At 38.7% G+C, this 8,072-nt stretch carries 10 protein-coding genes and 5 tRNA genes; 4 read left to right on the top strand and 11 right to left on the bottom strand.

The features are described 5' to 3' along the window. Positions 1-94: 94 nt before the first annotated feature. From F3D68_RS11320 to F3D68_RS10700, 9 genes are all read right to left on the bottom strand, one after another. A complete protein-coding gene (locus tag F3D68_RS11320) occupies positions 95-235 on the bottom strand; it encodes a hypothetical protein (protein ID WP_191092808.1) in 141 nt (46 codons plus the stop codon). Next, a complete protein-coding gene (locus tag F3D68_RS10735) occupies positions 232-444 on the bottom strand; it encodes a helix-turn-helix transcriptional regulator (protein WP_151194433.1) in 213 nt (70 codons plus the stop codon). The genes F3D68_RS11320 and F3D68_RS10735 overlap by 4 nt, the downstream gene beginning before the upstream one ends. Positions 445-646: 202 nt before the next feature. After that, positions 647-1,585 carry a hypothetical protein gene (locus tag F3D68_RS10730; RefSeq protein WP_151194432.1) on the bottom strand — a complete coding sequence of 313 codons (939 nt, stop codon included), beginning with the start codon at positions 1,583-1,585 and terminating at the stop codon, positions 647-649. Between the two features lie 269 nt (positions 1,586-1,854). Then, the gene (locus tag F3D68_RS10725; protein ID WP_151194431.1) at positions 1,855-3,114 is read right to left on the bottom strand and encodes a tyrosine-type recombinase/integrase; all 1,260 of its coding nucleotides are present in this window, start codon (positions 3,112-3,114) and stop codon (positions 1,855-1,857) included. A 198-nt stretch (positions 3,115-3,312) separates the two neighbouring features. Further along, positions 3,313-3,395, bottom strand: a tRNA-Leu gene (locus tag F3D68_RS10720). Positions 3,396-3,401: 6 nt separating this feature from the next. Next, a tRNA-His gene (locus F3D68_RS10715) sits at positions 3,402-3,477 on the bottom strand. A gap of 177 nt (positions 3,478-3,654) precedes the next feature. Further along, positions 3,655-3,731: transfer RNA gene (locus tag F3D68_RS10710), tRNA-Arg, on the bottom strand. Positions 3,732-3,761: 30 nt separating this feature from the next. After that, a tRNA-Pro gene (locus F3D68_RS10705) sits at positions 3,762-3,838 on the bottom strand. Between the two features lie 12 nt (positions 3,839-3,850). Beyond that, positions 3,851-3,926: transfer RNA gene (locus tag F3D68_RS10700), tRNA-Phe, on the bottom strand. Between the two features lie 201 nt (positions 3,927-4,127). On the opposite strand from F3D68_RS10700, the gene F3D68_RS10695 reads away from it, so the two are divergent. Further along, complete coding sequence (locus F3D68_RS10695) at positions 4,128-4,616, top strand: dihydrofolate reductase (RefSeq protein ID WP_151194430.1); 489 nt, start codon at positions 4,128-4,130, stop codon at positions 4,614-4,616. Between the two features lie 25 nt (positions 4,617-4,641). Here F3D68_RS10695 and lolD read toward each other — a convergent pair whose 3' ends face one another. After that, positions 4,642-5,319, bottom strand: coding sequence for a lipoprotein-releasing ABC transporter ATP-binding protein LolD (gene lolD, locus F3D68_RS10690; RefSeq protein WP_151194434.1), 678 nt, complete (start codon positions 5,317-5,319; stop codon positions 4,642-4,644). A gap of 7 nt (positions 5,320-5,326) precedes the next feature. Next, positions 5,327-6,577: a lipoprotein-releasing ABC transporter permease subunit gene (locus F3D68_RS10685; RefSeq protein WP_151194429.1), complete on the bottom strand. Its 1,251-nt coding sequence runs from the start codon at positions 6,575-6,577 to the stop codon at positions 5,327-5,329. A 225-nt stretch (positions 6,578-6,802) separates the two neighbouring features. Between F3D68_RS10685 and lexA the strand changes: the two genes are divergently transcribed. The 3 genes from lexA to F3D68_RS10675 form a co-directional block, all read left to right on the top strand. Further along, on the top strand, positions 6,803-7,420 hold the full coding sequence (lexA, locus tag F3D68_RS10680; RefSeq protein WP_151194428.1) for a transcriptional repressor LexA: 618 nt from the start codon (positions 6,803-6,805) through the stop codon (positions 7,418-7,420). A 179-nt stretch (positions 7,421-7,599) separates the two neighbouring features. Then, positions 7,600-7,746, top strand: a complete 147-nt coding sequence (locus F3D68_RS11315; protein ID WP_191092807.1) for a hypothetical protein — start codon at positions 7,600-7,602, stop codon at positions 7,744-7,746. Positions 7,747-7,759: 13 nt separating this feature from the next. Further along, positions 7,760-8,072, top strand: a 313-nt coding sequence (locus F3D68_RS10675) for an exodeoxyribonuclease VII large subunit (RefSeq protein WP_151194427.1), incomplete at its 3' end; no start/stop codon positions are given.

Below are 8,072 nucleotides of genomic sequence, written 5' to 3'. Positions count from 1 at the left end.
CAGCTAAATTCATCCATAACTTGCTTATGTTTTAAAGGCAGTAGGGTATTTGTACATAAAGATCGCATTCAGTTCAAGTTAAACTACAGCTGATTTACCCACAAATCGCGAATGCGCCCACGATATTTTTCTTGCACCATCTCGACCAGTTACTAAAATCAAAACCTAATAACTCGTATAGCTCCCTTGCCGATACTGCTTGTTTAAATGCTTTATATTCTTTAATACTAATCATACCTTCACCCCCTTACTTGCTTTGCTATCGCGCGCTTTTATGCGGCTATCTATCCATTGGTTAATGTCTGACTCCAACCAGCCGCTAGAGCGCTCGCTTAACTTAATAGGTGCGGGAAATTTTCCCTCTTTGGCTAATCGATATATTGATGCAGTAGAAAGGCTTGTTTTCTCTACCACGCAAGGCAACTTAATAATATTCGAGTTCATTGTCTAACCCTCCCTTAAATACATGTTTATAAAACTATTACTTAACAAGACATGGCGCCGCGTCTTGTGATGTATTATGGGAAATAAAAAAGACAAATAAAAAGGGGGTGAATATGGGGTAATTAACCAATCACCCCACATTTAAATCCTTATTAAATAAAGGGTTCAGGTATATTGAAAAAAAATGAAAGTCACTCTACATTTAGTGTTTTTCTGCAGTATCTTCCATGCTTCTTCGTCCAGAATTTAAGGTAAATAGCTTCTGCTTCTTAAAAAAATCATTAAACGTTGTTTTTGCTACAGTAAATAACATTGGTGATGCCTGTGTCAGTATTTCATGAACCTCTGCCTTTGTATGGCTTTTCTTTACTACCCCGAGATTTATAGCAGTTTGCAAAACTAACTCTCGTTGCTTTTGAGTACTATTTACTACTCCACCAGCATCTTGCTCGCTACTAGCATTATGAGGCATCAACTCTAGACTAGATTTTTTTTCTTCAGCGATATGTTTATTCTCAAAACTTAAAATATCATCGATATAGATATACAACCTGTTGACTGAAATATTTTCTGGAGTTACAAACTCAACTGCTTCACCCTCATTAATATGAACCTCCTCCAAACAAAATGTGTAATACTGCTGAAGGTTGACATTACATTTTTTTTTGCCAAGCTGTATTTTACTACCTGTAGCATAGACACCATACTCGCGCAAAAGAATAAAGGGCTTCTCAAGAACTGTAACGCTAAAACTTTCAAGACAACAATCATAGATTTTCAGTATCTTTTCAAATTCCTCCCCAACATAAACAGACAGCGCATTTTTATCAACCACACCGCTATCGCAAAAATCATGCTCAAAACTATAATAGGTAGTAGTACACATAACTGCTTGGAGCTGCCATATACAACTAAAAAAATTCTCATCATTATTTTCAGCGTAAATACTTATCTCATAAAATCTTAAAAAAGACTCCAACGGATCGATTCTCATTGGCAGCTTGTGAAATGATATTAATTCACTAACCTGTCTAACTGTTTCAGTGGTGTTTTTCAATGACCACCTTTCCAATAGATCACCATAAGCTATACGAACAGACATGGGTAACTTAAAGTTAATGTTTGGCTTACTTAAATTCACTTACTTTCCCAAGCATCCACTAGATAAAACAGTGCCACACTGGTGGATAATCAGCTATTCGGTAGCGAGCCTAGACACTGTTTAAGACGTTGTGACAGTTTAAAATAAAATTGCTGCCTAGGGTAGTGAGTCAGCACTTAAAGATATGTAATACATATGCTCAAAACACCATCCCCCATTGGGGGCTTGGGTATTGCAGCTCTTGTTTTAACTTCCTCAATTTGAGGATAGAGGCGATTGAGCAAATCTACTTGATATTATAATATCAACTACCCCGCTTTGAAATCAGACATATTAACAACATTCTTACCATCTCTTAGGTTATCTAGGTAGTCTGCCCATATTTGCATCATTCTAGTACGCTCTTTAATATATTGCGCATGGTTATAAGCCGCTTTTACTTTATTGGATTCAGTATGCGCTAGCTGCAGCTCTATCATATCACTATGAAAACCATACATGCTTGCCATTTCATAAAGTCGTGTACTTGCCATATGCCTAAAACCATGCGTGTCATGCTTTGGCTTATCTCCTTCTTGCATTGGTTCTGCGCTATCTGATGAATGTTTATAACCCATTGCTCGCAATGCTAATCTTAACGAGTTTATATTCACAGGATTATTAGGCTTTTTTGCACTGGGGAAAACGTATTTTCCATTACTAGAATATGATTTCATTTGCTCAATAATAGCCCATGCTTGCTTTGACAATGGCACCATATGTGCTTTGCGCATTTTCATACGCTCTGGCTTAATATGTATTTGTCGCTCATCTTCGTGTATTTCCTCCCACTCAAGTGCCGCTAATTCACCAGGGCGCAACATCACATAAGGGGCAAGCTTTAATGTCATAACTGTAGTATAAAAACCATGGTAATTATCAATATCACGCAGAAGCTGACCTATATCCTCTGGCTTCGTTACTGCTGCATAGTTTTTGCCTTTTGCTACTTTTAAAACAGGGCTGATGCCCGCTACTGGATTATGGGAACATATACCACTAGCCACACCATAAGCAAAGATTTGATTCAAGTGACCTTTAACTTTATTTCGCTGTTCAAAATGCCCTTCAACTTCAAAACTTTTTAAAAACCTAACAACTTCTGGAGCCTCTATCTTATCAATACTCCTTTTCCCAAAAGTTGGCAAAATGAAGCGATTTAGCCTACTAACGGTTTGTTTGTAATGACTAGCAGAAAATTCATTCTTTTTGACGTCTAACCAATAGGCAGCAATATGCTCAAGCGTCTTATCATTTTCTGCTTTCTGTTTGTCTTTATAAGTTTTTGGGTCAACTCCATTTGCAATTAAAGCTCTATATTCCTGTGCTAGCCCTCGTGCTTGCTTTAATGAAACATTGGGATATAAACCAAAGCCAAGCCAATTCGCCTTACCATTTAGTGTATAGCGAAACTCCCATGCTTTACTATTATTTGCTTTAATTGATATATATAACCCATTACCATCATTAACACGATATAGCTTATCCATTGCCTTCAAAGCCTTTATTTTAGTATCTGTCAGCTTCATAGTGTATATTCCAAAGTGTATAGTGAAATGAAGTTTAGCACAAAAATGCCTTATTGCCTTTTCCACTATACACTTTACTATACATTTAAATGCAAGTCCTTATGAGATGCTATAAAACGTTATGAACACGTAAAGCCTTATAAAACAAGGGATTAAAGATGATAATGAGATGATTTGAGGCGTTGTAATATGATTATGTGGTGCGGACGGGGAGACTCGAACTCCCACGGTTTCCCGCTGGAACCTAAATCCAGTGCGTCTACCAATTTCGCCACGTCCGCAAAGACTGGGGTGAACGATGGGACTTGAACCCACGACAACCGGAATCACAATCCGGGGCTCTACCAACTGAGCTACGCCCACCATAAATTGTAATATTGCAGCCTACTTGCTAGAGCTGCTATTTCTAAGTTCGGCTCGTGCCTCACTAAGAAAACCGATGCTGCGCTGTCCGTGCTCCGCCCGTTCGATCTAAAACTGTTTCACAGTTTCTTAACGATCTCACCCAACTGAGCTACGCCCACCATAAACTCTTTTTAATGGTACGCCCGGCAGGATTCGAACCTGCTACCCTCGGCTTAGAAGGCCGATGCTCTATCCAGATGAGCTACGGGCGCATTTTCTCTTCCGCCATTGACGGTAAAAAATGGTCGGAGCAGAGGGATTCGAACCCCCGACCCTCTGGTCCCAAACCAGATGCGCTACCAAACTGCGCTATGCTCCGAATATTCTATAATGGTGGCCAGAGGCAGAATCGAACTGCCGACACGAGGATTTTCAGTCCTCTGCTCTACCGACTGAGCTATCTGGCCAATGCCGCATATTAAAGCGGATTTACCCAACTCGGTCAAGCACTTTTTTGAATAATTTATTGCATCCGCCAAAAAGGCTACAAACTAGACAAATAAAGGCTTTAGTTGTTTGCATTAAATACAATTTCATGCCCAATCTTGCTGTTTTTTGCGCTACAATGCCTTCCACTCATTTTTAATGACTAAGGAGAAAAACCCACTATGTTATCAATTATCGTTGCATATGATCAAAAACAAGGCATTGGCATTAAAAACAGCTTACCTTGGAAACTATCTGATGATTTGAAAAACTTTAAAAACCTAACTGAAAACAATTATATCGTCATGGGACGCAAGACCTTTGACTCGATTGGACGCGCACTGCCTAATCGCAAGAATATCATCCTTACACGCCAAAAAGATTACACACAAGATAAGTGCGCCATCATTCATGATGTTGAGCATATTCTTAATCTAGCCAAAGAGAAACCACATTATGAGATATTTATCATTGGTGGCGCTGAGATCTATAACGCTTTTTTACCTTTTGTCGATCGTTTATACATTACCAAAGTGCATGCATTAAAAGAAGCTGATGCTTTTTTTCCACAGTGGCAAGAAAAAGAATTTAAGCGCATTGGACAACGTAATTATCAAAAAGATCAAAACAATGAATGTGATTTTGATTTTGAGGTATGGGAAAGACTTTGAAGTTAAGTATCAACATTCAAGTCAACTACTCTATACGCCCATCCGTAAGTCGATATACCTTATCCATTTCGCTAGCAAAGCGCTCATCGTGTGTTACAACAACAAATGCAGTTTTAAATTCATTGCTCAATTGATGCATTAATTGCAATACTTTCTCGGAATTCTCCGCATCAAGATTACCAGTTGGCTCATCAGCTAAAATACAACTAGGCTTAGTCACTAAAGCACGCGCGATAGCAACTCGTTGGCGCTCACCACCTGATAATGTACCAGGCTTGTGTTTAATGCGATGCGCGAGTCCCACCGCTTCAAGCATGTGCACAGCATCTCTGTGCGCTTTTGCTTTAGAGATATCTTTACGCATCATCAATGGTAACATGACATTATCTAATGCACTAAACTCAGGCAATAAGTGATGGAACTGATAAATAAAGCCCAGATGCCTGTTTCTTAATAACGCACGTTTATTGGCTGACAATGCGTCCATACGCTTTCCCGCAAGATGAACTTGACCTTTGGTTGGCGAATCAAGACCCGCGAGCATATTCAAAAGCGTGGTTTTACCAGAGCCCGATTGCCCTAAAATTGCGACCTTTTGTCCATACTCGACATGCAAATCAATGCCATGCAAAACATCGGTTTCAAGCTTACCTTCTTTATAAACTTTATCAACACATTCACAAAAGATAGCATACTGATTCAATTGAATATCACTCATAACGCAATGCCTCCGCTGGTTGAACTCTTGAAGCACTCCACGCTGGATAAAGTGTCGCCAAGAAACTTAAAATAAGTGACGCAATGGCTACATGCACTAAGTCGCTCATAACGAGCTTTGATGGAATAAAATCAATTTGATATACACTTGGACTTAAGAATTGCACATGAAATACCACCTGAATCCAATTAACGATCTCCGTTGCATTAACCGATAATACGATACCTAAGAGAATACCAATAATCGTACCAATCACGCCAATGGCTAATCCTTGAATAATAAAGGTCATAATAATTTGCCGCGATGACATCCCTAAGGTACGCATAATCGCAATATCTGAACGTTTATCAGTAACCACCATCACAAGCGACGATAATAAATTAAAAATTGCCACGGCAATAATCAGCATCAAAATAAAGAACATCATCGTTTTTTCCATTTGCAATGCTTGAAAGAAGCTCTTGTTCTCATCCGTCCAATCGCGCGCCATATAGAAATCTGGCAATATTTGCGTATTTAACGTCTCCTTTAAGAACGGTGCTTGATAAATATCTTTGACACCAAGTTGCAATGCGCTAACTGAATTGCCCATTTGAAATAATTTAGCAGCATCATTGATATTAACCAATGCATAATAACTATCATATTGATAACTGACACTAAAAATGCCTGAGACTTTAAACTGCTTTAAGCGCGGAATCATGCCAGCAGGTGTTAGATTTGCTTGTGGCACAATAAGGGTAATTTTATCGCCAACTTTAACGCCTAGAGAGTCTGCTAAATACTTACCCAGAATGATATTAAACTTACCCGATTGCAATGATGACAAACTCCCTTGTTGCATATGCTCAGCAATAGGTACTACTGATCCTTCATATTTTGGATCAATTCCTTGAATCGCAGCAAAGGCATTGGTGGCATTAGCGGATAACATGCCCTGCCCTTCGATAATTGGAGCCGCACCTGAAATACGCTTATCTTTTTGCTTAAGTGTTTGTGCTAGATTTTCCCAGTTATATAGCTTACCACCGGCTTGATAGACCTTAACCGGTGGCACCATCATCAAAATACGATCTTTGATTTGTTCATCAAAGCCATTCATCACTGACATTACTGTAATCAAAACAGCAACACCAAGAGCAATTCCAATAAATGAAATCGCTGAAATAATCGAAATAAACTGATTTTTCTTTTTTGCGCGCAAATAACGCAAACCAATAAACAAGGGTAACGGTCGATACATCTAGTTATCCGTCAAATTAAACGCATCGGCATCATAACATAGTTGTGCTTGATGACATACAGCAATGCGATGAATAAGCCTATGCCATATAATGGCAACCTTGGTGAAGAAGTGCTCGTTAACTCTCAATATTAAACTTAATTTGAACTTATTTGCATTTTACACTTGATTTTAAACTTTTTTAGAACATAATAAGCAGTAGATCAACGCCAATGAGATAGGTTCATGTTAAATAACAAAGAACAACAAGTTTTAAACATTATCCAAAGTTTTCAGGCTGAAAATGGCTACTCACCTACCTTTAGTGATATTGCAGATGCTTTAAATCTCAAATCAAAAGCTACAATTTCTTACTATATTAAAGCGCTCAAAGAAAAGGGTTATATCCACATCCCCAAAGGTAAGCGCAAGCATATTGAAATCATTGATCAAGCAGATAATGAACAGCACAATCTGCTTCATTTACCATTGGTCGGCACGATTGCCGCAGGTTTACCGTTAGAAGCTTATGAGGTGATAGAAACCATTGATTTATCTGAGCTTTTGAATATGCCTGATCGCTATTTATTAAAAATATCGGGCAACTCAATGCAAGACAGTGGCATCCTAGATAGTGATTTGGTGCTCATTCAAAAACAGCATGTTGCCCGCAATGGTCAAATTGTCGTGGCATTAATCGATGAAAAGGAAGCAACATTAAAAGAATTTAAAATGCAGGATAATAAAACTGTAACACTTATCCCCCACAATGAAGACCTCCCCCCGATGATCTATCCTGCGCATCGCGTGAGCATTCAAGGTGTTTACTTGGGAATGCGCTTGGATAGGTCATTTTTGCTATAGAAAAAGAGAAGGAGAAAATCATGCTGAAATTTAACGGTCAAATCAGTTATACTTTGCAGCTGAGTAAATATGAACAAAAACATTATGAACAACGCCGCCAAGCGCTAAAACAGCGTCTTTATCAAAGCGTATAATGCATAATTTCAGTAAATAAAAACGAAACCAAACCAGGAGGGTTTATGAAACATTCATCTTCATTTGAAAATAATTTGCACCATACCGAGCTTAAGCTTGAGGCGGAAGAAATGCTAAGTGCCGGCGTGCCTTTATCGGTGATTGCCAAAACACTAAAACTAAAAATCAGCGACATTTTAGACTTGCAATAAATTCAGATTACATATGAGCTTAACTGCACTGACGACGATAAAAGAGCCTCTGAGCCTAAGTGACTTTTTAACACAAGTTAAACAAAGCATCGATGAGCGCTTTAATGGCAATCATGGTTATTGGGTGCGTGGTGAGATCTCGCAATGGCAAAAAAATGCAGGACATTTTTATGGTGAGCTCGTTGAGTTTGACGATAACACCCAACAACTGGGTATTCACCATGCTATATCCAATGGTTTAAGCACCTATATTGCGATGCTTTCGGCAGCATTGAGCTCATATGATGAAGTCAAAAAGCATCTTGCTAAAGTCAATATTCATTTAT

It is taken from the genome of Cysteiniphilum sp. JM-1 (assembly GCF_008711525.1).
Taxonomy (GTDB): domain Bacteria; phylum Pseudomonadota; class Gammaproteobacteria; order Francisellales; family Francisellaceae; genus Caedibacter.
This window is presented reverse-complemented; position numbering and strand designations above follow the sequence as displayed.

Bases quoted from the DNA above. Each gene is read 5' to 3' on its own strand.
- F3D68_RS11320 (WP_191092808.1), bottom strand. From the start codon at position 235: ATGATTAGTATTAAAGAATATAAAGCATTTAAACAAGCAGTATCGGCA.
- F3D68_RS10735 (WP_151194433.1), bottom strand. From the start codon at position 444: ATGAACTCGAATATTATTAAGTTGCCTTGCGTGGTAGAGAAAACAAGC.
- F3D68_RS10725 (WP_151194431.1), bottom strand. From the start codon at position 3,114: ATGAAGCTGACAGATACTAAAATAAAGGCTTTGAAGGCAATGGATAAG.
- F3D68_RS10695 (WP_151194430.1), top strand. From the start codon at position 4,128: ATGTTATCAATTATCGTTGCATATGATCAAAAACAAGGCATTGGCATT.
- F3D68_RS10685 (WP_151194429.1), bottom strand. From the start codon at position 6,577: ATGTATCGACCGTTACCCTTGTTTATTGGTTTGCGTTATTTGCGCGCA.
- lexA (WP_151194428.1), top strand. From the start codon at position 6,803: ATGTTAAATAACAAAGAACAACAAGTTTTAAACATTATCCAAAGTTTT.
- F3D68_RS11315 (WP_191092807.1), top strand. From the start codon at position 7,600: ATGAAACATTCATCTTCATTTGAAAATAATTTGCACCATACCGAGCTT.